The organism is Bacillus sp. EB106-02-03-XG38, from assembly GCF_058792175.1.
In genome coordinates, this window is sequence record NZ_JBYTED010000007.1 from 144,810 (window position 1) to 169,735 (window position 24,926).

General features: G+C 36.9%; 21 protein-coding genes and 1 riboswitch. Of the genes, 7 read left to right on the top strand and 14 right to left on the bottom strand.

The window, feature by feature from the left end:
* Positions 1–20 precede the first annotated feature (20 nt).
* Positions 21–1,136 carry a M20 peptidase aminoacylase family protein gene (locus AC3WTI_RS24960; protein ID WP_087957359.1) on the bottom strand — a complete coding sequence of 372 codons (1,116 nt, stop codon included), beginning with the start codon at positions 1,134–1,136 and terminating at the stop codon, positions 21–23.
* A gap of 278 nt (positions 1,137–1,414) precedes the next feature.
* Between AC3WTI_RS24960 and nhaC the strand changes: the two genes are divergently transcribed.
* On the top strand, positions 1,415–2,836 hold the full coding sequence (gene nhaC / locus AC3WTI_RS24965) for a Na+/H+ antiporter NhaC (protein WP_253621466.1): 1,422 nt from the start codon (positions 1,415–1,417) through the stop codon (positions 2,834–2,836).
* Here the strand turns inward: nhaC and AC3WTI_RS24970 are convergent.
* The gene (locus AC3WTI_RS24970) at positions 2,825–4,096 is read right to left on the bottom strand and encodes a transcriptional regulator (protein ID WP_087957361.1); all 1,272 of its coding nucleotides are present in this window, start codon (positions 4,094–4,096) and stop codon (positions 2,825–2,827) included. The genes nhaC and AC3WTI_RS24970 overlap by 12 nt on opposite strands.
* 92 nt (positions 4,097–4,188) lie before the next feature.
* Between AC3WTI_RS24970 and AC3WTI_RS24975 the strand changes: the two genes are divergently transcribed.
* Both AC3WTI_RS24975 and AC3WTI_RS24980 read left to right on the top strand, forming a co-directional pair.
* Positions 4,189–5,298 (top strand): mandelate racemase/muconate lactonizing enzyme family protein, encoded by a 1,110-nt coding sequence (locus AC3WTI_RS24975; protein WP_087957362.1) that lies wholly within the window; start codon positions 4,189–4,191, stop codon positions 5,296–5,298.
* Between the two features lie 15 nt (positions 5,299–5,313).
* Positions 5,314–6,009, top strand: coding sequence for an N-acetyltransferase (locus AC3WTI_RS24980; protein WP_097840585.1), 696 nt, complete (start codon positions 5,314–5,316; stop codon positions 6,007–6,009).
* Between the two features lie 188 nt (positions 6,010–6,197).
* Here AC3WTI_RS24980 and AC3WTI_RS24985 read toward each other — a convergent pair whose 3' ends face one another.
* The 5 genes from AC3WTI_RS24985 to rlmD all read right to left on the bottom strand — a co-directional run bounded on the left by AC3WTI_RS24985 (position 6,198) and on the right by rlmD (position 12,683).
* The gene (locus AC3WTI_RS24985) at positions 6,198–6,905 is read right to left on the bottom strand and encodes a M48 family metallopeptidase (protein ID WP_097840586.1); all 708 of its coding nucleotides are present in this window, start codon (positions 6,903–6,905) and stop codon (positions 6,198–6,200) included.
* Between the two features lie 95 nt (positions 6,906–7,000).
* The gene (locus AC3WTI_RS24990; RefSeq protein WP_063262717.1) at positions 7,001–7,519 is read right to left on the bottom strand and encodes a YehS family protein; all 519 of its coding nucleotides are present in this window, start codon (positions 7,517–7,519) and stop codon (positions 7,001–7,003) included.
* A 525-nt stretch (positions 7,520–8,044) separates the two neighbouring features.
* On the bottom strand, positions 8,045–10,063 hold the full coding sequence (locus tag AC3WTI_RS24995) for a GAF domain-containing sensor histidine kinase (RefSeq protein WP_097840587.1): 2,019 nt from the start codon (positions 10,061–10,063) through the stop codon (positions 8,045–8,047).
* 157 nt (positions 10,064–10,220) lie between these two features.
* The gene (locus tag AC3WTI_RS25000; RefSeq protein WP_087957366.1) at positions 10,221–11,210 is read right to left on the bottom strand and encodes a tRNA dihydrouridine synthase; all 990 of its coding nucleotides are present in this window, start codon (positions 11,208–11,210) and stop codon (positions 10,221–10,223) included.
* Positions 11,211–11,306: 96 nt separating this feature from the next.
* Complete coding sequence (rlmD, locus tag AC3WTI_RS25005) at positions 11,307–12,683, bottom strand: 23S rRNA (uracil(1939)-C(5))-methyltransferase RlmD (RefSeq protein WP_087957367.1); 1,377 nt, start codon at positions 12,681–12,683, stop codon at positions 11,307–11,309.
* 121 nt (positions 12,684–12,804) lie between these two features.
* Positions 12,805–12,906, top strand: a riboswitch (purine riboswitch).
* A 202-nt stretch (positions 12,907–13,108) separates the two neighbouring features.
* Here rlmD and AC3WTI_RS25010 point away from each other — a divergent pair.
* On the top strand, positions 13,109–14,305 hold the full coding sequence (locus tag AC3WTI_RS25010) for a NupC/NupG family nucleoside CNT transporter (RefSeq protein WP_087957368.1): 1,197 nt from the start codon (positions 13,109–13,111) through the stop codon (positions 14,303–14,305).
* Here the strand turns inward: AC3WTI_RS25010 and AC3WTI_RS25015 are convergent.
* Positions 14,273–14,434, bottom strand: coding sequence for a hypothetical protein (locus AC3WTI_RS25015; RefSeq protein WP_179192024.1), 162 nt, complete (start codon positions 14,432–14,434; stop codon positions 14,273–14,275). The genes AC3WTI_RS25010 and AC3WTI_RS25015 overlap by 33 nt on opposite strands.
* A gap of 152 nt (positions 14,435–14,586) precedes the next feature.
* On the opposite strand from AC3WTI_RS25015, the gene AC3WTI_RS25020 reads away from it, so the two are divergent.
* From AC3WTI_RS25020 to AC3WTI_RS25030, 3 genes are all read left to right on the top strand, one after another.
* A complete protein-coding gene (locus AC3WTI_RS25020) occupies positions 14,587–15,690 on the top strand; it encodes a polysaccharide deacetylase family protein (protein WP_087957369.1) in 1,104 nt (367 codons plus the stop codon).
* Positions 15,691–15,837: 147 nt separating this feature from the next.
* Complete coding sequence (locus AC3WTI_RS25025) at positions 15,838–16,920, top strand: polysaccharide deacetylase family protein (RefSeq protein ID WP_087957370.1); 1,083 nt, start codon at positions 15,838–15,840, stop codon at positions 16,918–16,920.
* A 116-nt stretch (positions 16,921–17,036) separates the two neighbouring features.
* Positions 17,037–18,266: an aminopeptidase gene (locus AC3WTI_RS25030; protein ID WP_087957371.1), complete on the top strand. Its 1,230-nt coding sequence runs from the start codon at positions 17,037–17,039 to the stop codon at positions 18,264–18,266.
* A gap of 40 nt (positions 18,267–18,306) precedes the next feature.
* Here AC3WTI_RS25030 and AC3WTI_RS25035 read toward each other — a convergent pair whose 3' ends face one another.
* The 6 genes from AC3WTI_RS25035 to AC3WTI_RS25060 all read right to left on the bottom strand — a co-directional run bounded on the left by AC3WTI_RS25035 (position 18,307) and on the right by AC3WTI_RS25060 (position 24,916).
* On the bottom strand, positions 18,307–18,630 hold the full coding sequence (locus AC3WTI_RS25035; protein ID WP_097840589.1) for a DMT family transporter: 324 nt from the start codon (positions 18,628–18,630) through the stop codon (positions 18,307–18,309).
* A gap of 48 nt (positions 18,631–18,678) precedes the next feature.
* Positions 18,679–20,130: an NADP-dependent succinate-semialdehyde dehydrogenase gene (gabD, locus tag AC3WTI_RS25040; RefSeq protein WP_071757782.1), complete on the bottom strand. Its 1,452-nt coding sequence runs from the start codon at positions 20,128–20,130 to the stop codon at positions 18,679–18,681.
* Entirely contained in the window at positions 20,123–21,490 is a 1,368-nt protein-coding gene (locus AC3WTI_RS25045) for a sigma-54 interaction domain-containing protein (RefSeq protein ID WP_087957373.1), read from the bottom strand. The genes gabD and AC3WTI_RS25045 overlap by 8 nt, the downstream gene beginning before the upstream one ends.
* Positions 21,491–21,607: 117 nt before the next feature.
* On the bottom strand, positions 21,608–22,972 hold the full coding sequence (gene gabT / locus AC3WTI_RS25050) for a 4-aminobutyrate--2-oxoglutarate transaminase (protein ID WP_087957374.1): 1,365 nt from the start codon (positions 22,970–22,972) through the stop codon (positions 21,608–21,610).
* 154 nt (positions 22,973–23,126) lie between these two features.
* The gene (locus AC3WTI_RS25055) at positions 23,127–23,873 is read right to left on the bottom strand and encodes an HAD family hydrolase (RefSeq protein ID WP_087957375.1); all 747 of its coding nucleotides are present in this window, start codon (positions 23,871–23,873) and stop codon (positions 23,127–23,129) included.
* Positions 23,874–24,010: 137 nt separating this feature from the next.
* Positions 24,011–24,916: a diacylglycerol kinase gene (locus AC3WTI_RS25060; RefSeq protein ID WP_000977671.1), complete on the bottom strand. Its 906-nt coding sequence runs from the start codon at positions 24,914–24,916 to the stop codon at positions 24,011–24,013.
* Positions 24,917–24,926: the final 10 nt, after the last annotated feature.

Below are 24,926 nucleotides of genomic sequence, written 5' to 3' on the forward strand. Positions count from 1 at the left end.
CATAAAAAAACAGGAGCTCTCTAGCCCCTGTCTTCTAACACTTTCAATACAGTTTGTTTCAATATTTCTACCCCATCCATAATACAACTATGATCGAACTTCATATACGGATGGTGTAATCCAGGTTGTAGGTTGGCCCCTAGCCCAAGCATGACAGCTTTTAAATGTGGTCTCTTCACTGTGTAGTAATGGAAATCATCACTTCCTGTCGTATACAGTGGTCCAGTACATCCCTCTTCCCCGTACACTTCAAGAATGCCTTTTCGCATAAAGCGCTCAGCTTCTTCTGAAACTTCAGCTCCTGGTGCGAGATCAATCCATTTGTATGAAGTTTCAGATCCCATCGATGCGGCTGATTCTATTACATGTTCTATTTTTTTCTTTAGTTCTTCTAATAATGTATTACTCTCTGCCCTAACATCTAAGCTAAAATGGCCGTTCCCCGGAATAATATTTAAATTATCTCCACCAGCTTGGCACCTTGTCATCTTCACTGAATATGAACTTTGCGGCGATAGCCATATATTTTTCAAACCGATATTGATCATAGAAATGACATCAATTGCATTTATCCCTTGATGCGGGCGTGCCCCGTGTGCATCATCTCCATGAATCGTTCCTTCTAAAAATCCTGCTGCTCCGTGACGAATAGATGGGGCTGCTTGTTTCAAAGGCAGTTCTTCAATTGGTCTTAAATGAACACCAAACAAGAAGTCAGCATCATCTACAGCACCCTTCTCTACCATCTTTAAAGAGCCATTTCCCTTTTCTTCTGCCGGCTGAAAAATAAATCTAACCGTTCCACTATTCCATCTCATATTTTTCAATTGTAAAATAAGCCCCATCACAATTGTCATATGAGCATCGTGACCACATGAATGATTCGCTTTAAATTCTCCGTCTACTTCTTGCCATAGTGCATCCATATCGGCACGAATTGCAACAACTGGATTTCCGCTTCCGATTTCCGCAATCACGCCTGGACAATCATCAAATATTTTATATGAAATTCCTTCTTCTTTTAAAAAGTTAGTAATATACGCTGTCGTTTCATACTCTTTCCAACTCACTTCAGGGTTTTCATGTAAATGTTGAAAAATTTCAGTTAAACGCTCTTGTAGTTCTAATGTTTTCAAAGCTACATTCTCCTTCCCAAATTCCAAAAACATTCAGGTTAATTATACTTATGAAAAACAGATGTTTTTATGAACATATTGAATTTTAAGAAAAAAGTCAATTGTTTATTTTCAAATGTAATCGACAACTTATTCCTACTCATTTTATAACGATAGAACATTCCTTATTTTCTGTTTTTTATTGACGCTTATATAACTTTTTAGTTATTATAACTTAATAGCGTCTATTTTGCGACAATTCTAAAAATAGAAAAACATACATAATGAGGAGGCAGTTTATGAAAAAAGAAATACCTTTTGGCGTAGCAATAATCCCTATTATCATTACAGTTGCAGTTATGATGGTTACAATTGTTGTATTAAAACAAAGCCCTCACGTCCCACTTATTATCGGTACTACCGTTGCTTCTATCGTCGCTTGGCGCTATGGCTACAAGTGGAACGATCTTGAAGAAGCAATGTATAAAGGAATTCGCCTCGCGTTACCCGCTATCGTTATCATTATTCTAGTAGGTTTAACGATTGGTGCTTGGATTGGCGGCGGAATCGTCGCAACAATGATTTATTACGGTTTAAAACTTTTAACTCCATCACTATTTTTAGTTTCAATTACCGTGATTTGTTCTATCGTTGCATTAGCGATCGGTAGCTCTTGGTCTACAATGGGAACTATCGGCGTTGCAGGAATGGGAATTGGCCTAAGTATGGGAATCCCAGCTCCAATGGTTGCTGGTGCCATTATTTCAGGCTCTTATTTCGGCGATAAAATGTCACCGCTTTCAGACACGACAAACTTAGCCGCTGGATTAACAAATACAGATTTATTCGCGCATATTCGTCATATGTTATTTACTACAATCCCAGGTTTAATTATTACTCTTATCGTCTATGCGTTCTTAGGAAGAAGCTTCGGTGCTAACAATATTGATGCAAAAAGCATCGATCAAACGTTACAAGTGTTGCAACAAAACTTTGTTATCTCACCTTTCCTATTAATCATACCTGTAGTCGTTATGGTATTGGTCGCTAAAAAAGTGCCAGCTATACCAGCTATTCTCGTAGGTATTATTTTAGGATTTTTATCACAAGTCTTTATTCAAGGTGGTTCTGTCTCAGCCTCTGTCGGTGCACTCCAAGCTGGATTTGTCATAGACACTGGAAACAAGCTAGTAGACGAACTATTTAACCGCGGTGGCTTAGATTCGATGATGAATACTGTTTCTATGACAATTGTCGCTATGACTTTTGGCGGAGTACTAGAACATACTGGTATTCTTCGCTCAATTGTAAATCAAATTTTAAAATTAGCGACATCAGCAAAAGGGCTTATCGCTTCTACTATCGCATCTTGCTTTGCAACCAATCTTACTTGCTCTGAACAATATATTTCGATTGTTGTTCCTTCAAGAATGTACGCAAATGCATACACAGAAAAGGGGCTACATTCTAAAAATTTATCCAGAGCATTAGAAGATGGTGGAACATTAACTTCCGTGTTTGTACCTTGGAATACATGTGGTGTATTTATACTCGCAACACTTGGAGTTGGCGCATTCGAATATGCTCCTTATGCTATATTGAATTTCATCGTACCTATTATCTCAATCATTTATGGTATAACTGATCTCACAATTACAAAACTATCTGACATTGAAAAAGCAGAACTACTAAAAAAACAAAAAGCTCAATTAGAAGCTTAAAGATAATGGTAAATTCAGTTCATATATTGCGCGAGGGCGTCCTTGTTGATAAGGCATTTCCTCGCCGCAAATATGAGCATATCCATAATCAACAAGTTTCTTTAATAACCTTTCTGTTGATCGGCGTGTCACCTGTAAGTATTCAGAGAGGTCTGCTGCAGTAAACTTCAATGACGAATGTGATTGACTAAATTGAATAATTTTTGATAAGTTTGCTGGACTAAGTTTCGTTTCTTTCGCTATTTTCATTAGTTCTGGGTTTTCATTCTTCAAACTTTGTACTCTCTGTTCTTTCGGGAACGGACCAAATAGTTCTTTATCACTTGTTAGTATATAAAAACAGTGGTCTATTGGATTGTTCTTCGCAAAATCTTGAGCGATTTTAGCATTTTTCTCCGCTTCTTTTACAGTTTTTCCGTAACCAAATCCAATAGCTATCGTTCCTTCTATACTCGCAAATAAATTATTTATCATATTCGTTTTTATAATCGATTCAATATCACCACGAGTCGTATACAAAATGAATGTCATTTCATCAACTTTTTTAAATGAACCATGTAGTGCTTTGGAAATAGCATCTAATTGCTCAAGCAAACCTTCTCTTAATTCTAAAGAAGAAATCATACAAGCACCAACAGTAGCTGAATGGCTTTTTGCTAACTCAGCTTTTATTTTCGCATCTTTTAACCCATGTATAATAGATTGCTTCGGATCTATCATACGCTCTGAAGGAATACCTATTTTTTGAAGTTCATCATAGACAGCGTGAATACTAGTTAAAGCTAAATGTGCTTCTCCAGATTGATATTTAGCTACATGAAAATCAATAACTCTATTTATTTCATCTTTGCTCCACAGCATATTTTTATAATCAAACACTTGTGGCTTTTCTTTTATGCCGATATCATGGAACACATTTGTAATGAAGGAACGGTCTACTAAATCAATTGAAATTTGATGTGGTTGAATTCCTTGGTGATACATGACAGAAAGAATGGAAGATGCGATGGTTGTCTCGTCTTGCTGTAAGTACGTACTTGGAATTCGTAATTGTTCTCTTATTTCTTTTGCCATATAATAAGGTAAAGCACCTGAGAAAAAGATGAAATCACAAGGCTTTAAACGCTTCAATAGTTCAGAAGATTCTGCCGGATGGAGGTAAATATATGGATCAATCTCTATTTCTTCTAGTTTATGAGCAACAGGTAAAAGTGTCTCCATAAACTCTTTTGAACCGACAACTGCAATTTTTATCATCATTTCTCTAACTCCTTATCATTAATTAACGACTATTTAACGTCAACTATATCAAATGTACAAAACTATTGTAAACAGGAAGGGGTCTCTACCTAATGAAAATTACAGCTATTCATCTTTACGCAATTCGTTTACCACTTCGCGATCCGTTTGTTATTAGTTATGGTTCTTACTCTGATATGCCTTCTATTATCGTCAAAATGGAAACAGATGAAGGCATTGTCGGCTACGGTGAGGGCGTTGCTGATGATCACGTTACAGGCGAATCATGGGAAAGTACTTTCCATACTTTAAAACATACACTTGCTCCTGCGCTCATTGGGAAAAATCCAATGAATATCGAGAAAATACACGATATGATGGATAATACAATTTACGGTGTTCCTACTGCAAAAGCCGTAATAGATATTGCTTGTTTTGATATAATGGGCAAAAAACTAAATCAACCTGTATATCAATTAATTGGCGGGCGTTACCATGAAGAATTTCCTGTCACTCACGTCTTAAGTATCGCCGAACCTGAAGCCATGTCTGAAGAGGCTGCTTCTATGATTCAAAAAGGTTATCAATCATTCAAAATGAAAGTCGGTACAAATGTAAAAGAGGATGTAAAAAGAATTGAAGCGGTACGTGAACGTGTAGGAAATGATATTGCGATTCGTGTTGATGTAAATCAAGGTTGGAAAAATAGCGCCAACACATTAACAGCACTTCGTTCATTAGGTCATGTAAACATCGACTGGATTGAACAGCCCGTTGTCGCAGACGATATTGACGCAATGGCTCACATTCGTTCTAAAACAGACCTTCCGCTTATGATTGATGAAGGATTAAAAGGTTCTCGTGAAATGCGCCAAATCATTAAATTAGACGCGGCTGATAAAGTAAATATAAAACTAATGAAATGCGGTGGCATATATCCCGCTGTAAAACTCGCTCATCAAGCAGAAATGGCCGGCATTGAATGCCAAGTTGGATCCATGGTCGAATCATCTATTGCCTCTTCCGCAGGATTCCATGTCGCTTTCTCGAAAAAAATTATTACGAGCGTCGAGCTAACAGGTCCATTGAAATTCACGAAAGACATCGGAAACTTACACTATGACGTACCATTTATTCGCTTAAACGAAAAGCCAGGACTAGGTATCGAGATAAATGAAGATACATTACAAGAACTAACCGTATTTCAAGACGTTGTACGCTAAAGGAGGACTAACAACATGACAGTGCTATATAAAGGAGCATTAAAACAAAATAACGATCCATTTCACGTTACATTACTATCACTTGAGCATATCGAACAAATCTTATCACTACAAAACGTCGTAGTTGAAGCGCTAGAAGATAAAAGTCGCTTACAACCACTCTCGTTAGAAGAATTTCAATACATTCTAGAAGGAAACGGCATGATGATCGGTGCTTTTATCGAAAACGAACTCATCGCATTTCGTGCCCTACTCGTCCCTCCTATCGACGATGAACATTTAGGTCTTGATATTGGCATAGCAGAAAGCGAACTACATCGCGTCATCTATCAAGAAATCTCAAATGTTCACCCGAACAGCCGAGGAAATGGGATGCAAAAAATATTAGCGACAGTCATCATGGATGAATTACAAAAAGAAGATAGCAACTACGACTATGTTTGCTGCACCGTTGCCCCTTTTAACATTCCGAGTTTGAAGGATAAGTTTGCGCAAGGTATGGAGATTGCTGCGCTGAAAGAGAAGTATGGCGGAAGTATGCGGTATGTGTTTGTGAAGGAATTGCGCGGGGATAAGGAGAACGATTGGACGGATGTTAAAAGTGTTCCGATGAGTGATGCTAGTGGACAACAGGCGTTGATTTCGGAAGGGTATCGCGGGTATGAAATGAAGAATGTGGACGGAGATTTTGTTGTGAAGTTTGGGCGATGATTGCTACGCCAGAAAAAAGGAGATGTCTACTATGACATCTCCTTTCTCTTTATTGGACATATTGATTGCAATTTCAAATATACCAGTGGTTTTCGAAATATATCGGCGCAACTCCAAATATATCAGCGATTTTTGAAATATATCGACTTACCGACAAGTATTGACAATAATTGCAATAAAGCGCACCACTAAACCGTCATCTTCCAACTAGATAACGCTAACCAATTCTCCATTTCCTCGTAATCAGGCATTATTTTCCCGACAAGACGCCAAAAAGATCGATCATGATTTAAATGAACCATATGACACATTTCATGAACAACTACATAATCAATTACTCGCTGTGGTGCCATCGCTAACTTCCAATTGAATGTTAGCTGTAAATTTGAATCGCAAGTGCCCCACGTACGACTACTATCTGTAATACGAATAGAACGTGGTTTTGTTTTGAAGTTACTTTGATGCGCTTTAATACTCTTCTCTACTAATGACTTACACTGCTTATAGTAAAATCGTTTTAAAGCCTGCTGGATTTTCTCATCCTTAAGCTCTTTCACATAAATATGTAACTTATCCCCTTCAAACACTGCATTGTCTTGTGTAATACTTGCATCTTGGGAGATCTGTATCGGATACGTATTTCCTAAATACAGAAAGCCCTCTCCTTGATCATAATCCTTTTCCTGTGGTCCAAGCGCTCGCTCCTGCATTTCCTTACGTGTTTTCTGAATCCAATCCCATTTCTCCTCTAACAACTGGACTAAGTATTCAACGGGCGTTCCCTTCGGAGCTTGCACTTCCACATTTCCGTACGAATCTACAAAAAGACGCACCGACTTTTTCTTTTTATAAGTTATATGAAAATTAATTGTCTCACCTAAATATGTATGTACCATTTCATCACCTAACGTATTATTTTACATATAAAAAAAGAGTAGGATACGAACGTCCTACTCTATCTATTATATCATTTACCGCTTTAACGGACTCATTATCCTCTATACTTCACACCTAATCCCTTAATGAAGTTCCTTGCGTATCTATCGCCGCACTCTTTGTAATTTTTATGGCCTTTTTTTCTTAATAGGGCTCCTAGTTCTCCCTTTGTTACCGTAACGCCTACGCTATCTAATATATCAAGTACATCCTCACTCGTTAAAGATAGTGCAATTTTCATTTTCTTTAAAAGGAGGTTATTCGCACTCTCTTTGCTTTGTACAGGTGCTGGTTGTCCTGGTTTCGGATCTTGCTTCCCTCTTTTTAAAGTAATAAATCCATTGAAAAATGCTTCTAACATCATCATATCGCATGTTTTTACGTACTCATCTTCAGCTACATCATCATTTTCAGCTTCATGCTGAGGCGCTCTCTTTATTTTTGTAAGCATATCAACTACGTCTTCTTTCGTTACTTCCATCCCGCCAAGTTTAAAGATTTCTACCATATCTATATCTCTTATATCTAAAGCGTACCTTACTCTTTTTAATATATCGTTGTTGCTCATTGCCATTGTGTTTCCTCCTGAAATGTTAAATATAATAATGCCTTTAGCATGTGTAAATTCATGTCGTTAAGTTACTACTTTAACATTTTAGAGGGATGTTTTGTAGTCTTAGGTGGATTAATGCTCATGGGGATGGTTTTATTTATTATTAAGAAATACTTCTAATAACGAATTTATTTTAGTAGAAATTAAGAAAGGTCTTATTTCTAGAAACGCCTTCAATCAAATTAAATACTATAAAAGGTATTTTAGTTGGTAGTGGGATAACTCCTTCATTTTGGGATGATATTAATAAATCAAAAAAGATGAGATAATCGCGCGAAATTACGGATGGGCATTTACTATTAATTAACACACTTGTAAATGGACTAATCTTATATAGGTTAGTCCATTTCTTTTTATACAACTCTAATTTAGCGGGCAACTCAAACATGAATATTACACAAAATTCATGTGAAATATATTGATTATGTTTACTTAAGCTTTACTTTTTATTTATGTTAAGGTTCATCTTAACTAATCTAAATAAGATTATTTTTTATTATTCCCATAATCAAATTTAACCAAAAAGGTAGTGCCTTCGGATCCCGTTTGAATTTCTATTTTTGCATTATGACGGGCAGCAATGGCATAACATACACCTAACCCCAATCCAGTTCCATTATCTTTGGTCGTGTAAAATGGCGTGCCTAGTTTCTCTAATACTTCAGGCCTGATACCTTTTCCTTGATCCCGCACTGCAAGCACGACACAATCTCGACCTTCTTTATAGGTGCTAATGGTTAGAACTTTCTCTGTGTCCATCGCTTCTAAGCCATTACGGTATATGTTTATTAATAATTGCCGTATCTCATTACGATTTAAAAGTAATTCCGGAATGTCATTTGTATCGACTTGAATATATTTATTTTGATTATGCGTATCAATCTTTATTAAAGGAATAATATCGCGGATAATTGAATTTAAATCTAACAGCTGCAAATTGGATTTCCTTGTATTACCCATTGAGAGAAATTCAGTAATAATAGAATTGGCACGGTCAAGTTCTTCAATCATTAAATTAAAGTGCTTATTATGTTTCTCATAGGTGGGCTCTTCTTTTAATAACTGTAAAAATCCTCGTACTGTTGTCATTGGATTTCTAATCTCATGGCTGATACCAGCTGCCATTTGCCCTATTAAATCTATGTTGGATAACCTTTTCAATTCCTGCTCATATTGCTTTTTTTCCGTTATGTTTTTAAAAATACAACAAATACCATCATCATACGGATATGCAATAACTTCGTGCCAATATTCATCAGGGGCAGAAAAAAATTCAAAATACACTGTAGTTCGCTCTGACATTACACGATGAAGTTCCTTATACATAACTTCGTCAACGCTACTCGGGAAAACCTCCCATATATTCTTGCCTAATACATCTTTTGCTGTTTTTCTTTGTGGAAAATACTGATGCTTATTTACGTACGTAAATTCCCATGTATTATTTAAAGTAAAGAATCCATCCGTAATACTTTCAATCACACTTGTAACTTTTTCATTAGCAACAGCTAGTTCTCTCGTGCGCTCTTCCACCATGCTTTCAAGTCGATCCATATATAGCAAGTTTGAAAACGTAGGCGCTGTGGCATCAACGATGGATTTTGCCAGTTGCATTTGGGAATTATCATAATTGTGAGCTTTTCCCTCTTTGCTAACGACGATTACCCCTAATACTTCTCTCATTGAAACCAATGGAATCATCAGTAGACCATTACTATCTATATTTTTTGTTTGGATAACCTCTTGGATCTTGGCTTCATAGCTTTTCTCCGTCCAATTTGCTTCTGTCCAATCACATTCCTCGCTTAACTTCGTTGTTTTAATCGTTGTTTTGTCTAGGGTGTCTAAAAGGTGAGCTGCCATGTTTTTACTCTCTAAAATCTGCCCTAAGTAAAAAAAACATTTATCAAAACTCTCCTGTATCGAGGAACACATTGATAAATCACGGGTAACATTTAGTAACAGCTGCTTCTCAGCAATAAGGTTTTCCTTTTGCTTTAAATTATTTGCATTTTGAATTGCGACCGCAGCCATATTTACATAAGCTTCAACACTTTGAATTTCTGAATTTGTTAAGTTCATTGGAACTCCATAATCAAATAAAAAAACCAAACCAAATAACTCTTGCTCAAATGAGATGGGCAAAGCTAATAAGGATTTAATTTTGAACGCAGCAACTGGTCTTGAATCCGGTCGATCATCCTTTGATGTATCAGGGATATAAATAGTTTTTTTTGTTTCAATAACTTCTTTTGCCAGTAAGTCTATTTCAGGATCAATTACCTGCGTATCGAGCGTTACGCCATTTATTGTCTCTGGTTTTCCTGCAAATCCTCTAAATGTTCCATCTTCCTGGGGTAAATAAATTCCAACAGCGTTGCACTTAACAATCTCCTCTGATATCGCTATTGTTACACGCTGCAATACTTCACGTAGTTCTAATTTTGTATTTATTATTTTTGTTATATTCGCGAGCCTAGAATATCTCGCCTGATCACTTAACATTCACATGGCCTCCAATTATAGGCATAATAAAATAAACATGATACTATCATTGAAAATCAAGACCAACCATTTCCGCTTTTCTCCTGTATTCTTTTCTTACCCTTGTTTTATGATACAGTTCACCTTAATTAAAGTGAAACAGTGTAACTTTCAAAAGTTACACTGTTTCACTACCTTCTACCACATTCACACTCGCCTCAAACTTATCAAGCAATGCACGCACTTCATTCGTTGATTTCGTGCTCATCAATTGATTTCTTAGTTCAGCAGCTCCAGGGAAGCCTTTTACATAAATCTTGAAGAAGCGATGTAGTCCTGTAATAGAGCGTGGTAATACTTCTGCATATTGATCTTGAAGATCAAGTTGTAGTCTTAAAAGATCTAAATGTTCTTTACTGCTATGCTCTCTTGGCTCTTTTTCGAAAGCAAACGGATTTTTAAAGATACCTCGTCCGATCATAACACCATCAATGCCGTATTTTTCAGCAAGTTCCAGTCCGATTTTACGGTCAGGAATGTCTCCGTTAATTGTTATTAGTGTATTTGGTGCAATACGATCACGTAATTTTTTAATTTCCGGAATTAGCTCCCAGTGCGCATCCACTTGGCTCATTTCTTCTCTTGTACGTAAGTGAATTGAAAGATTCGCGATATCTTGTTTGAAAATATGCGTTAACCAATCTTCCCACTCACTTAACTCTTTAAAGCCAAGTCTTGTTTTTACGCTGACAGGTAGTCCGCCTGCTTTTGCTGCTTGAATAAGTTCTGCCGCAACATCTGGACGCAAGATAAGGCCACTACCTTTTCCTCTTGATGCAACGTTCGGTACTGGGCAGCCCATATTAATATCGATGCCTTTAAATCCTAACTCTGCCATACCAATACTCATCTGACGGAAATATTCAGGATTATCTCCCCAAATATGCGCCACGATTGGTTGCTCATCTTCTGTGAAAATTAAACGGCCACGTACACTTTTCATACCTTCTGGATGACAATAGCTATCCGAGTTTGTGAACTCTGTGAAGAACACGTCTGGGCGACCAGCTTCACTTACTACATGACGAAAAACAACGTCCGTTACATCTTCCATTGGTGCAAGCACGAAAAATGGTCGTGGTAAATCACGCCAAAAATTATCTATCATTTCAAATTCAAATCCTCTCACTATGAATACAATTTCAAACTCTCAATAAACCAAAAAGCAGATGGTATAGATTTTCCTATATCAACTGCTTTCCTATTATACCAACTTAAGCCAAGCTACACACTCCACATGAGTCGTATGCGGGAACATATCAACAGGTTGTACTTCCTGCGTTTTATATCCGCCCTCTTCTAGTACTTTTAAGTCTCGTGCTAATGTTGCTGGGTTACATGATACGTATACGACGCGTTTTGGTTTCATGTCGATGATTGTGTTTAGTAGTGCCTCATCACACCCTTTACGCGGTGGGTCTACGACCATTGTGTCAGCGATTACGCCTTCTTTGTACCATTTTGGAATGACTACTTCTGCTTCTCCTACGCCAAATTCAGCGTTTGTCATGTTGTTGAGTGCTGCGTTTCGTTTTGCGTCTTCGATTGCTTCTGGGACGATTTCAACGCCGTACACTTTTTTCGCTTTTTGTGCTAGGAATAAGGAGATTGATCCAATTCCGCAATAGGCATCAATTACTGTTTCGTTACCATCTAATTTTGCGTATTCTAACGTTTTATCGTACAGCACTTTCGTTTGTTCTGGGTTTACTTGATAGAATGAACGTGCTGAAATCGCAAATTTAATGTCACCGATAAAGTCATAAATATATTCCGATCCGTACAGTACTGTCGTTGTGTCTCCGAAGATTACGTTTGTACGTTTCGTGTTTACGTTTTGAACAATCGATTTTACTTCAGGGAATTTCGCAGCAATTTCTTCAATAATTGCTTTCTTGTTTGGTAGTTCTGCTGTACGAGTAATGAAGACAAGCATAATTTCCCCTGTGACTTGTCCATAACGCGCCATTACGTGACGAAGTGTTCCTTTATTACGCTCTTCGTTGTATGCCGAAATACCATGTTTTTCACAAATACGTTTTACTTCTTGAATTAATGTATCGTTTTCTTCTGCCTGAATTAAACATGATTCCATATTAATGATGTCATGTGTTCCTTGGCGATAGAAACCAGCTACAAGTCCACCTTCACGTTCTCCAATTGGTACTTGTGCTTTGTTACGATATACCCACGGATTTTTCATGCCAAGTACAGGATGAACAGGAACATCACTTAGTCCGCCAATGCGCTGCATAACGTCACGTACTTGTTTTTCTTTCGCTTGTAATTGTCCTTCATATGTTAAGTGCTGAAGCTGACAACCGCCGCACTGATTGTACACTGGGCATTCTGCATCTTTACGGTACGGGCTCTCTGTATGAAGCTTCATTAAACGACCGAATGCGAAGTTTTTCTTCACTTTAATAATTTTAATTTGTGCTTCTTCACCTGGTAATCCGTTTTTAACGAAAATAGGATAGCCTTTTACTTTCGCAACACCGGCACCATCATGTGTTAAATCTTCAAATACTACATCTATAAACTCGTTTTTCTCAACTGGTGGCGTCATTTTTGTACTCATTTTCCGACCTCTCTTTTTCATAACACTGCGTTACATTTTATCATACTTATATGGTCTATTTCTATCGGAAGAAAAAAAGCTATTGACGATAGTTCTCTGTTAATGTTACGCTACTACTAATTTAATACGGACGATGTTACCTCATATATACTCGATAATATGGATCGAGAGTTTCTACCCGGCAACCTTAAATTGCTGGACTATGGGGAAAACTAATGAATATTAGCCTATGTGCAAAAAAGGACTCATATTGATTAGCTTTCTCTCATAGATGAAAGTGAATCCATATGGGTCTTTTTTTATTTTTATTTTTCTAAAAGGTCAGACATCTTACGTATGACATAAAACCTCTTTGTTTTATTTTTAGTAATATAACGAGCTTTTTATGTACAAACTTTATACGAACTTCTGAAAGGGGCAACTACATGCAATATGTAATGAGCATTATCGGTATTCTTGTCGTTTTAGGTTTATGCTTTGCTTTGTCAAACAATAGAAGTAAAATCAACCTCCGTGCAATTGCTATTATGATTGGTTTTCAAATTTTAATCGGTTGGTTTATGTTTGGCACAAAGATTGGTCAACAAATCATTATTTTCATTGGTAAAGTTTTCAACAAACTAATTAAACTTGGTACGACAGGTGTCGATTTTCTCTTTAATGGAATTCAAAGAGATTTTGTCTTTTTCTTAAACGTACTATTAATTATCGTATTTTTCTCAGCACTACTTTCTATCTTTAGTTATTTAGGTGTTTTACCATTCATCGTTCGCGTTGTCGGCGGTGCCATTTCAAAAATTACTGGTTTACCACGCGTCGAGTCATTCCACGCAGTAAACTCTGTATTCTTCGGTTCAAGTGAAGCGTTAATCGTTATTAAAAACGATTTACAGCATTTTAACAAAAACCGTATGTTTATCATTTGTTGTTCTGCGATGAGCTCAGTTTCTGCTTCTGTTACAGCATCATATGTAATGATGTTAGATGCGAAATATGTACTAGCAGCTCTTCCGCTAAACTTATTCTCAAGCTTAATCGTTTGTTCGCTATTAACACCCGTTGATACGAAGAAAGAAGATGAAGTGATTCAAAAATTTGATAGAACTTTATTCGGAGACAGCTTTATCGGTGCAATGATTAACGGTGCGCTTGATGGTTTAAAAGTAGCTGGTATCGTTGCCGCATTAATGATCGCCTTCATCGGTGTGATGGAAGTTGTAAACTACGTAATTAGTGCAGCTTCAGGTGCAATGGGATATGCTGTTACGTTACAACAAATCTTCGGTTATATACTTGCTCCATTCGCATTCTTAATGGGTATTCCAACTCAAGATATTATCCCAGCTGGTGGTATTATGGGTACGAAGATTGTATTAAACGAGTTTGTAGCAATTCTTGATTTAAAAGATGTTGCAGCAACATTATCTCCACGTACAGTTGGAATTGTTACAGTATTCTTAATTAGCTTCGCAAGTATTAGCCAAATTGGTGCGATTGTAGGTACAATCCGTGCCCTTTCTGAAAAACAAGGAAGCATCGTTTCTAAATTTGGTTGGAAAATGCTATTTGCATCAACACTTGCTTCTATTTTATCTGCAACAATCGCTGGATTGTTTATTTAACAAAAAACTCCACCTTACTTCTCCTTTTTCAAAAGGAAATTGAGGTGGAGTTTTTTTACTTTCTTCTATATGTATTTTTATGTAAACTCCACCAGAAAAAAATAAGGCATTTTTACCTAAATATCCCAAAAATATATTCCCCTACATATTCTATAGTGATATGATGGACAAGGGTATAAATCAAATTTTTAAAACCAAAAATTTGATTTAGTGTCGCTTATACGAACGATGGTTTCATGACATAAGTGATGATAATCAAATCACAATAGAAGGATGATAGAATGAAAAAATATACACATATCGCTTTACTTTCTTCTGCTATTCTCGTAGGTTGTAACACTAGTAGCACTAGTGATAAACAAATAAAAGAAGCAACGGCGAAACAAACAGTTGAACAAAAAAAAGCGAAAGCAGTTGAACTTCCTTTAACACAAGGAATTATTACATGGGATCCATATGAATATAACGCACAAAACACCACGCTTTATACAAAGGATTTAAGAGATTCATTCACACAAGTACGTTACAATATTTGGCGTACTGCTGATGGTCCTGAAAGCAAACAAACTTTTACTTCACAAGAAAAAGAACGTGACTTCGCCCTCCCACTACATTTAAAATCATTTCATTTAAAACGTGGCGAATTTCAAATTGAAACAGTAGGAATCAAGGAAGATAATACTGAAACAAATCTAGTAACATCTAAAATTACATTCCAGCAACATGTACCGGTTTTAATGTACCATGCAATTGAAAAATACCCTGGGCCAAGTGATGGGGATTACGGCTTATATGTACCACCTGAGCAATTCGAAAAGCATATGCAATATTTGAAAGATAACGGTTATACGATGCTTACATTTGAACGTTGGAATGATATAAATCGTGTAAATAAACCTGTTTTTGTAACGATGGATGATGGTCGAAAAAATAATATGAATGCTCTTCATATTTTACAAAAATTAAAGGATGATAGATTTCAACCTACGGCTACTGAATTTCTTACTGCAAACGAGATAGATAAACCAAATCGTCTATCAACAGATGAGATAAAACAAATGATGGATTCAGGCATATTTTCTATTCAATCACATACTGCTAATCATACGATGATGGCTCATTCAAGCAATTATGATGAGGAATTACGTGGTTCGAAAGAAAAAATTGAAGCTCTTACTGGCAAAAGAGTTATCGCCCTTGCCTACCCAGTAGGTTCTTATAATGATTCAGCGGTTGAAGAAACGAAAAAATATTATGATTTCGCAGTAACGACCGATCACGGTAATCATATTACAAAAGGGATGCCAAACGAACAATATTTAATTAAACGCCACTTTGTAGGACCTAATACATCGATGGAAAAATTCATATCTCTTATAAAATAAACTTTACTAAAATAGCTCTATTAAAAGCTACTAACCTATCTCATTACTAAAATGCTATGATAAACAAGGGTATATCCCCACCTCTCTTACAGCGGTGGGGATTTTAAATATGAGTATGCAACATAATACACAATAGAAGGTGATTTTATGAAAAAATACGCAGCAATCGCTTTATGCACGTCTGCTATTCTAGCAGGTTGTACTACTAACAATGTAAGTCAAGAGCCTAAAAAAGAGAAAAAGGTTCAAGAGACTAAGAAACAAGAAGTGACCGTACAAGAACAAGGAAAAATTTCTTATAACCCAATTACATATGAATCTACTAACACTACTATTCACATGGCAGATATAAAAGATACTTTAACTGAGGTACAATATAAAATTTGGCGAACTGCTGCTGGAAAAGAAACTGCTAAATCCTTATCTTCAAAAGAAAAGGAAAAACAATTTTCACTTCCTTTTGACATAAAAGAATTTGAAGGAAAACGCGGTGAGTTCCAAATCGAAGCAATAGGAATAAAAGAAGATGGGAAGACCATTCCGCTCACAAAATCTACTATTACTTTCGAGCAAAAGGTTCCCGTTCTTATGTATCATGCAATCGATGATTATCACGGACAAGGTATTAAAGATTTATTCGTCTCACCTGCTAACTTTGAAGCCCAAATGAAATATTTAAAGGACAACGGTTATACATTACTAACTTTCGAACGTTGGGGCGACATTAATAAAGTAAATAAACCTATCTTCGTTACATTTGATGACGGTATGAAAAATAATATGAATGCATTTCATATTTTACAAAAGCTAAAAGACGATACGTTTAAACCGACAGCAACAGAATATATGATTGTTGATAACGTTGATGTAGAAGGATCACTATCTACATCTGACATAAAAGAAATGGTTGATTCCGGCATTTTCTCTATGCAATCTCATACTGCAACACATGCAGACTTGCCGAAAATTACAAACTATGAAAAAGAATTAAAAGAATCAAAGGAAACGCTAGAGAAAATAACAGGTAAACCTGTTATGGCAGTTGCTTATCCATTCGGTCATGTAGATGATAAAGTCGTTGCAGAGACGAAGAAATATTATCAATTCGCAACGACAACAAAACCCGGAAAATTCATTACAAAAGGTGAACCCGATGAGTTGTTAAAAATGAAGCGTGTTCGCATACACCATACGACGACCGTAGAACAATTTGCTTCTTCAATTAAATAACGATGAGAGCTCAATATATTTTGAGCTCTCTTTTCACGCTATATTTATATATATTTTTTGAATTTTCTTGTATTATATATAGTAAGAAATCTTTCAAATTAAAGGAGATTATACATATGTCATTTGAACAAACGTTAGAGAAATATGCTGCCCTTGCAGTCAATGTTGGTGTTAATATTCAACCAGGACAAACCTTATCAATTAGTGCACCTCTTGAAGCTGTACAATTTGTACGCCTCGTTACAGAAAAAGCATATAAATCTGGTGCAAAACACGTATATGTGGATTGGAATGATGAGACGTTAACACGCTTAAAGTTCGATCTAGCTCCTGAAGAAGCATTTGCTGAGTTCCCATCTTGGAAAGCACACGCTCGTGAAGAATTAGCAAAAGAAGGCGCTGCATTCATGTCTATTTATGCAGAAAACCCAGATTTATTAAAAGGTGTAGAAGCAACGCGCATCGCAACAGCTCATAAAGTAGCTGGTGAAGCAATGAAAGTATACCGTGATTACGTACAAGCTGATAAAGTAAGCTGGTGTGTCATTTCTGTTCCTACGAAAGAATGGGCTGCGAAAGTATTCCCTGACGTTGCACCAGAAGAACGAGAAGAAAAACTATGGGATGCTATTTTCAAAGCTACTCGTGCTGATTTAGAAAATCCTGTGGAAGCATGGAAAGAACACGATAAAACATTACATACAAAAGTTGATTACTTAAACGAAAAACATTATAAAGCTCTTCACTATACAGGTCCTGGAACAGATTTAACGATCGAACTTCCAGAAAAGCACGTATGGGCTGGTGCTGGTAGCTTAAATGAAAAGAACGTACCATTTATGGCGAACATTCCAACTGAAGAAGTATTTACAATGCCGCTTAAAACAGGTGTAAACGGCCAAGTATCTAGTACAAAACCGTTAGCATTTGCAGGTAACATTATCGATAACTTCACGTTAACATTTGAAAACGGACGTATCGTAGACTATAAAGCTGAAACTGGTGAAGAAGCTTTAAAACATTTAGTAGAAACAGATGAAGGTTCTCACTACTTAGGTGAAGTAGCTTTAGTACCTCATGACTCACCAATTTCAAACACAAATATTTTATTCTACAATACGCTATTTGATGAAAACGCATCTTGCCACCTTGCAATCGGAAGTGCTTATGCTTTCAACTTAGTTGGCGGAAAAACAATGTCTAAAGAAGAGCTTGCTGAAAACGGAGCAAACACTAGTATTACACATAACGACTTCATGATCGGATCAGCCGAGCTTGATATCGACGGTATTACAGATGATGGAAGACATGAACCAATCTTCCGTAAAGGTAACTGGGCATTTTAATACAAATAAAAGGCTATCTTCCACACCGGAAGATAGCCTTTTATGATGCCGATGAAACCTTAAGTCCAATTACTCCTAAAACGATAAAGAGAATACAAAACGCTTGGAATAAGCTAATGTGCTCTTTAAAAAAATACACGCTAATGATTGTAATAAGTAATGTCCCTACGCCAGACCAAATGGCATAAGCGATACTTAAATGAATTTTTTTGACAACGATGGCAAATACGCTGAAACAAATTCCATAAAATACGAAAATAAGTATACTTGGAACGAGCTTTGTTAAACCATTCGATAATTTCATCGCAATTGTTCCAGCTACTTCAAAAATAATTGTTACGAGTAATAATAGCCAATATATCATACTAGACTCTCCTTCTCTGTTACCTTATAGAGATTCTAGTATACTACCTTATAGCCCTAATGAAATATATTTAATTTCTAAATATTCCTCGATACCGAAATGGCCTCCTTCACGGCCAATACCACTCTCTTTAAAGCCACCGAACGGCGCTTGTGCAACCGATGGAAGTCCATCATTTAAACCGATAATTCCGTACTCTAACGCTTCGCTAATTTGGAATGCTTGACTAATGTCTTTTGTGAAAATATAAGCAGCCAATCCATATGGTGTATGATTTGCACGTTCAATTACTTCTTGCACTGTTTTAAATTTCGCAACTGGTGCAACTGGTCCGAATGTTTCTTCATTCATACAAAGCATCGTATCATTTGCTAATCCAATTACAGTTGGTTGCATAAAGTGTCCGTCTAGCTCTGCAACCTTTTGGCCACCATATAAAACTGTTCCACCTTGTTTAATAGCATCTTCGATATGTTCCTGTACTTTCGAAACTGCATGCTCGTCAATAAGTGGTCCTACAGTCGTTCCGTCACCGAAACCGTCTCCTACTTTCAACTGCCCTACTGCCTTTTGGAACTTCTCTGCAAATACTTCGTATACTTCTTCTTGAACGAATACTCGATTTGTACATATACACGTTTGTCCTGCGTTACGGAATTTCGAACCAATTACCGCATCTACCGCTTTATCTAAGTCCGCATCGTTCATAACAATAAACGGCGCGTGACCACCTAACTCAAGTGAAACCTTTTTCATCGTTTGTGCAGCACTGGCCATTAATTCCTTCCCAATTTCCGTTGATCCTGTGAAGGAAACCTTTCGAACACGTCCATCTTCCATCCACGTATCCGCAATTGCTTTCGCACTACCTGTTACAATATTTATTACACCTTTTGGAATGTCCGCTTCATGAGCTAATTCAGCCAATTTAAGCGCAGTTAACGGCGTTTGACTTGCAGGTTTTACAACTGCCGTACATCCTGCTGCAAGCGCCGGTGCTACCTTTCTCGTAATCATAGCGGCCGGGAAGTTCCAAGGTGTAATAGCTGCCATAACCCCAACAGGTTGCTTCATAACTAAAATACGTTTATTCGGATGAGAAGCAGGAATCATTTCACCGTATACGCGTTTTCCTTCTTCTGCATACCATTCAACAAAACTATTTGCATAATTCACTTCACCAAGCGCTTCTGCAAATGGCTTTCCTTGTTCTCTCGTCATAATCGCTGCAATCTCTTCTTTATTTTCATCAATAAGTGTGAACCATTTTTTTAACTTCATTGCACGATCTGCTGCTGTTAACTTAGACCATGATTTAAAAGCTTCATGGGCAGCATCAACAGCTTGCTTTGCCTCTGTTACTCCGCCCTTTGGTACCGTCGCAAATATTTCCTTCGTTGCTGGATTGTTTACTTCGATTTGTTCTTGCAATGTAATCCACTCACCATTTATATACATCGCCTTTTTCTCTACATTTACAAACGTCGCTTTTTTATCCAATGTTTTCTTCCTCCTCTATAAGTTTCTTTATTTTCCTCGTGGCAGCAGATTGACTTATTTTTAAAAACTCCGCTACTTTATAGCTCGATCCATATGTTTTATATGCTTTCAAAATAATATTCCGTTCTACTTCTTCTAACATTTTATAGAGACTTTGACCGGACTTTTCAACCGTTGATTCTTGCATCGCTATCGGCAAATCTTCTATCGTAACGATATCGTCAGCAGTTATAACAATTCGCTCAATCACATTTTCAATTTCTCTATTATTTCCTTCCCACGGGTAACTAACAAACATTTGTAATGTGCTAGGCGCTAATTTTACATTCCGGCCATATTTCTCGTTAAAGTGCTGTAAATAATGATAAATGAGTGGCAAAATGTCTTCAGTTCTTTCCCGAAGTGGCGGAATTACAATTGGAATGACATTCAGACGATAATATAAATCTTTCCGGAATGTTCCTTGTTTCACCATCATACTTAAATCTCGATTTGTTGCCGCTACAATTCTAACATCTACCTTTTTTAATTCCCTTCCTCCTACCGGGCGAAACGTCTTCTCCTGCAACACTTGCAAAAGCTTGGCTTGAATTTCAAGCGGCATTTCGCCAATTTCATCTAAGAAAAGCGTTCCTTTATGCGCGGATTCTAATAGTCCCTTTTTCCCTTCACGATTCGCACCTGTAAAAGATCCACCTGAGTATCCAAAAAGCTCTGATTCAATTAAATTTGTTGGCAATGCCGCACAGTTAATTTCATAGAAACTTTCATTCTTCCGGTTACTCACTTCATGTAAATGACGTACTAATCGACTCTTCCCTACTCCTGTCTCACCTAAAACGAGAACAGTACTATCTACTACAGATACTTTTTTAATTGTCTCGACTATTTTTTGCATAGCGATACTTTTAAAAATAAGTCCTTCATGCTCATACGTTTCTCTTAATTCTTTTTTATATGTTTTTAACTGATTATCCATTTCCTCTACCTTTTGACGTAATTGGTAGAGCTCTGTAAGATCACGAGAGTAACTAATTACTCTTCTTAAATTTCCCTCATCATCGAAAACAGGCCTTGTACGAACGTGTAAATACTCTCCTGATTTTGTCGTTTGGACGAGTTCAATCGGCCTCTTTTTTTCAATTACTTCTAACGTTGCAGATGGATAAAAGATACCGTCCTTCTGCAACTCTTTTACATGCTTACCTACTAACTCTTTAGCAGCTAATTGATAGTGCCTTTCACATGTACTATTTACACGCACAACGATTCCCTTTTCATCAGTCACAAAAATTTCGTCAAACGCATATTCAAATACATCTTGTAAATCCATTAACACTCGTTCCTTTTCTGCAACCATCCTAGCCACCCCTAACTTCCAAAATCCATCGATTCACTTCACTACTTTCATTATAAAGTGAATTTTCTGCATTTTATATAGAGTCAGCTAGAATGTTTGCGATTTATTATTTAGCTTTTAAACACGAGCAGTATTTGCTTTCTCATAACAGACTTGCAATGATTCTTCAATGATTGTTAATCCTTCTTCAAGTTGCTCATCTGTAATCACTAATGGCATTAGCACACGAATAACATTACCGTATGTCCCTGCTGATAGTAGAAGTAAGCCGCGTTTGTTTGCTTCTGCGCACAAGTTAGCCGTTAACGTTTTATCTGGCGCTTTCGTCTTACGGTCTTGAACGAGCTCGAATGCACACATTGCTCCTAAACCGCGCACATTACCGATGCAATTATATTTATTTTTCATCTCTTCAAATCGATTCATTACGACTTTTCCTAATTCTATCGCTCTATCATTTAAATGCTCTTTTTCTATTACATCAAGTACTGCTAATGCCGCCGCACATCCTAGTGGGCTTCCTGCATACGTTCCACCAAGCTCTCCCGGTGCAGACTCATTCATAATTTCCTTACGCCCAATGACACCACTAATTGGTACACCAGCGCCTAATGATTTAGATACCGTAATTAGATCTGGAACGACATCATAATGATCAATGGCAAAGTATTTTCCTGTACGGCTAAATCCTGTTTGAATTTCATCCGCTACAAATAAGATGCCGTGTTCTGAGCAAATATTGCGTACTGCTTGCACAAACTTCTTACTTGGAACGATAAATCCACCTTCCCCTTGAACAGGTTCCATGACAACGGCTGCAATTGTTTCTGGTGCTACTTCTGATATGAAGAAATTCTTAAACTCTTCAATCATAAAGTCATCGTACTGCTCTTCAGTTAGTCCTTCTGGGCGACGATATTCGTATGGGAATGGCGCTTTATATACTTCCGGTGCAAATGGGCCAAATCCAAATTTATATGGTTTTACTTTACTTGTCATCGTCATTGTCATTAATGTACGTCCGTGGAAACCTTTAGAAAATGCAATAATACCAGATCTTTTTGTATATTTACGAGCGATTTTCACCGCATTCTCAACTGCTTCTGCACCACTATTTAAAAATAGTACTTGCTTATCAAAACTTCCTGGCGCTAATGCTGCAAGTTTTTCTGCTAATTCAATATATGGCTCATACATCATGACATTAAATCCAGTATGAATGTATTGATCTACTTGTTTATGAAGCGCTTCTTTCACAGCTGGATGACAATGTCCTACGTTAATTGTTCCAATTGCTCCCGCGAAATCAATGTACTGATTGCCATCAACATCTGTTACAAGAGCACCATTTGCAGATTGTACAAACGTTGGGATGCCGTTACTTACCCCTTTTGGTACTATATTTTGGCGGCGTTCTAATAAAGACGCTGCTTTCGGTCCAGGAATTTGTTCATTTACTTTAGCAAATTTTTTTGTGTTCATTACGTACCCCATCCTTTTCTTTACATTGTTTTCTCTTTTCTTTGCAAAATGTATGCCAACATTCTTTTCCAGCATTCATCCTACATACCTTCTATGTCGACATAAAAAATAAGTCTATAAAGACTCATTAAGAGTCCTTATAGACTTATTTTTCTTACACATTAGACTTTCCTTGTTCCCAAATGAACTCACCCGAATGAGAAATAAACTCCCCAACAGATTGTACTACTAAATCAGCAAGTGGTTCTAATGTTTGACGATCTCCTGTACCAGATAGTACTCCAATTGCATAGCAATCGCCGCCATTTCTCGCTAAATATAAATCAGTTGGTGTATCTCCAACGACGGCTACTTCACATGCTTCTAAATGAAAATTCTCACAAAACGATTCTATAATTCTTTTATCTGGTTTTTGTGCTGGAAACGTATCTGAAGCTACAACATAATCAAAAAAAGACTCTAATTGATACTGTTTCAAAAACAATTCTGTCGGTGCAAAATCATCAGCTGTAACAACACCTAAAATAAACCCTCTATCCTTTAAACCTTGTAAAATTCTCGGTAAATCCGCCGTCATTTTCATATAGGAACGATGCTCATACATAAGAGAGAATAACTTTTCACTTACCCACTCATGCATCTCATCTTCCTTAGATGACGTAATATACTTACAAAGCCCCTTTGCAACATCAAGGCTTGTTCCTGCCGCTATTGCGCTACGAGGATGAACAAATGCCCCATCCACACCAATTTCTTTTAGTAAAGTGGGCTGCATTGACTTTGGCAGTTCATATAAATTGATACATTCCGCCACAAGTTCTTCAGCTACTTTTATCCAAATTGAATGAAAATCCATTAATGTCCCATCTTTATCAAATAATATTGCTTTTACCTTCTCCATAGCACCCTACCTCTCGTTTCTTCTCTCCTCCAGTGTATCAATAAAGTATGGATATAAAATAAACGAATTGTAAAAATACCATAAAAATCAAACTAACTTCCAATTTACAATTCCTCTACATAATAAAAAGGATGCCTTTACAGGGCATCCTCTTGATGTTCAGGAACAAATAGTTCGAGACAATGATATATATTTTCGAATTCCATCGGTGCATCTCCACCGTATTCACCATCTAAATTAATCATTAGTTTATCTGGTGAATGTACTTTAATTCGATTTGCTTGTGTGTATAACACTTTTGGATTGTTAATATGTTCACCACGCTGCGCTTGTGTTGCTGCTTTAATTAAGTCAGCGATAGATCCTTTTTTCAGCACTAATAAATCAAATAAGCCATCGTTAATTGATGCATATGGTGCTACTTTTTCAAAGCCACCTACTGAACGAGTATTCGTAATTAAAAACATCGTAATTTCTTCTTGTAGTAATTTTCCATCATACTCAATTTCAACATATGTTGGATGTAATGATGGTAACATTTCGATACCTTTTAAATAGTAAGCAAGTTGTCCTAATACTGTCTTTAGCTTACTCGGTACTTCATATGTTAATTCTGTAATACGACCGCCACCAGCGATATTAATAAAATATGTATCGTTTGCTCTACCAAGGTCTAATGGTACAGTTTTTCCTTCACAAATAATATCTGCTGCCTCTTCAATAGAACGAGGTACACCGATTGCACGTGCAAAGTCATTAGTCGTTCCAACTGGAATAATTCCAAACTTTGGACGATGTTCATGCCCCACTAAACCGTTCACCACTTCATTTAACGTGCCGTCACCACCAGCTGCGATAACAACATCAAATTTACGATCCGCAGCTTGCCTCGCCGCCACAGTTGCGTCTCCAGGACCCGTTGTCGCATGACAAGACGCTTCATATCCAGCTTGTTCTAATTTTTGTAATACTTCTGGTAAACTCTTCTTAAATAGCTCACGCCCAGAAGTAGGATTATAAATAATTCTTGCTCGCTTCATCATTTATTAGCAC

Excerpts from the sequence above, each read along its gene's own strand:
- nhaC (WP_253621466.1), top strand. The coding sequence starts at position 1,415 with ATGAAAAAAGAAATACCTTTTGGCGTAGCAATAATCCCTATTATCATT.
- AC3WTI_RS24970 (WP_087957361.1), bottom strand. The coding sequence starts at position 4,096 with ATGATGATAAAAATTGCAGTTGTCGGTTCAAAAGAGTTTATGGAGACA.
- AC3WTI_RS24975 (WP_087957362.1), top strand. The coding sequence starts at position 4,189 with ATGAAAATTACAGCTATTCATCTTTACGCAATTCGTTTACCACTTCGC.
- AC3WTI_RS24980 (WP_097840585.1), top strand. The coding sequence starts at position 5,314 with ATGACAGTGCTATATAAAGGAGCATTAAAACAAAATAACGATCCATTT.
- AC3WTI_RS24985 (WP_097840586.1), bottom strand. The coding sequence starts at position 6,905 with ATGGTACATACATATTTAGGTGAGACAATTAATTTTCATATAACTTAT.
- AC3WTI_RS24990 (WP_063262717.1), bottom strand. The coding sequence starts at position 7,519 with ATGGCAATGAGCAACAACGATATATTAAAAAGAGTAAGGTACGCTTTA.
- AC3WTI_RS24995 (WP_097840587.1), bottom strand. The coding sequence starts at position 10,063 with ATGTTAAGTGATCAGGCGAGATATTCTAGGCTCGCGAATATAACAAAA.
- AC3WTI_RS25000 (WP_087957366.1), bottom strand. The coding sequence starts at position 11,210 with ATGATAGATAATTTTTGGCGTGATTTACCACGACCATTTTTCGTGCTT.
- rlmD (WP_087957367.1), bottom strand. The coding sequence starts at position 12,683 with ATGAGTACAAAAATGACGCCACCAGTTGAGAAAAACGAGTTTATAGAT.
- AC3WTI_RS25010 (WP_087957368.1), top strand. The coding sequence starts at position 13,109 with ATGCAATATGTAATGAGCATTATCGGTATTCTTGTCGTTTTAGGTTTA.
- AC3WTI_RS25020 (WP_087957369.1), top strand. The coding sequence starts at position 14,587 with ATGAAAAAATATACACATATCGCTTTACTTTCTTCTGCTATTCTCGTA.
- AC3WTI_RS25025 (WP_087957370.1), top strand. The coding sequence starts at position 15,838 with ATGAAAAAATACGCAGCAATCGCTTTATGCACGTCTGCTATTCTAGCA.
- AC3WTI_RS25030 (WP_087957371.1), top strand. The coding sequence starts at position 17,037 with ATGTCATTTGAACAAACGTTAGAGAAATATGCTGCCCTTGCAGTCAAT.
- AC3WTI_RS25035 (WP_097840589.1), bottom strand. The coding sequence starts at position 18,630 with ATGATATATTGGCTATTATTACTCGTAACAATTATTTTTGAAGTAGCT.
- AC3WTI_RS25045 (WP_087957373.1), bottom strand. The coding sequence starts at position 21,490 with ATGGTTGCAGAAAAGGAACGAGTGTTAATGGATTTACAAGATGTATTT.
- gabT (WP_087957374.1), bottom strand. The coding sequence starts at position 22,972 with ATGAACACAAAAAAATTTGCTAAAGTAAATGAACAAATTCCTGGACCG.
- AC3WTI_RS25055 (WP_087957375.1), bottom strand. The coding sequence starts at position 23,873 with ATGGAGAAGGTAAAAGCAATATTATTTGATAAAGATGGGACATTAATG.
- AC3WTI_RS25060 (WP_000977671.1), bottom strand. The coding sequence starts at position 24,916 with ATGATGAAGCGAGCAAGAATTATTTATAATCCTACTTCTGGGCGTGAG.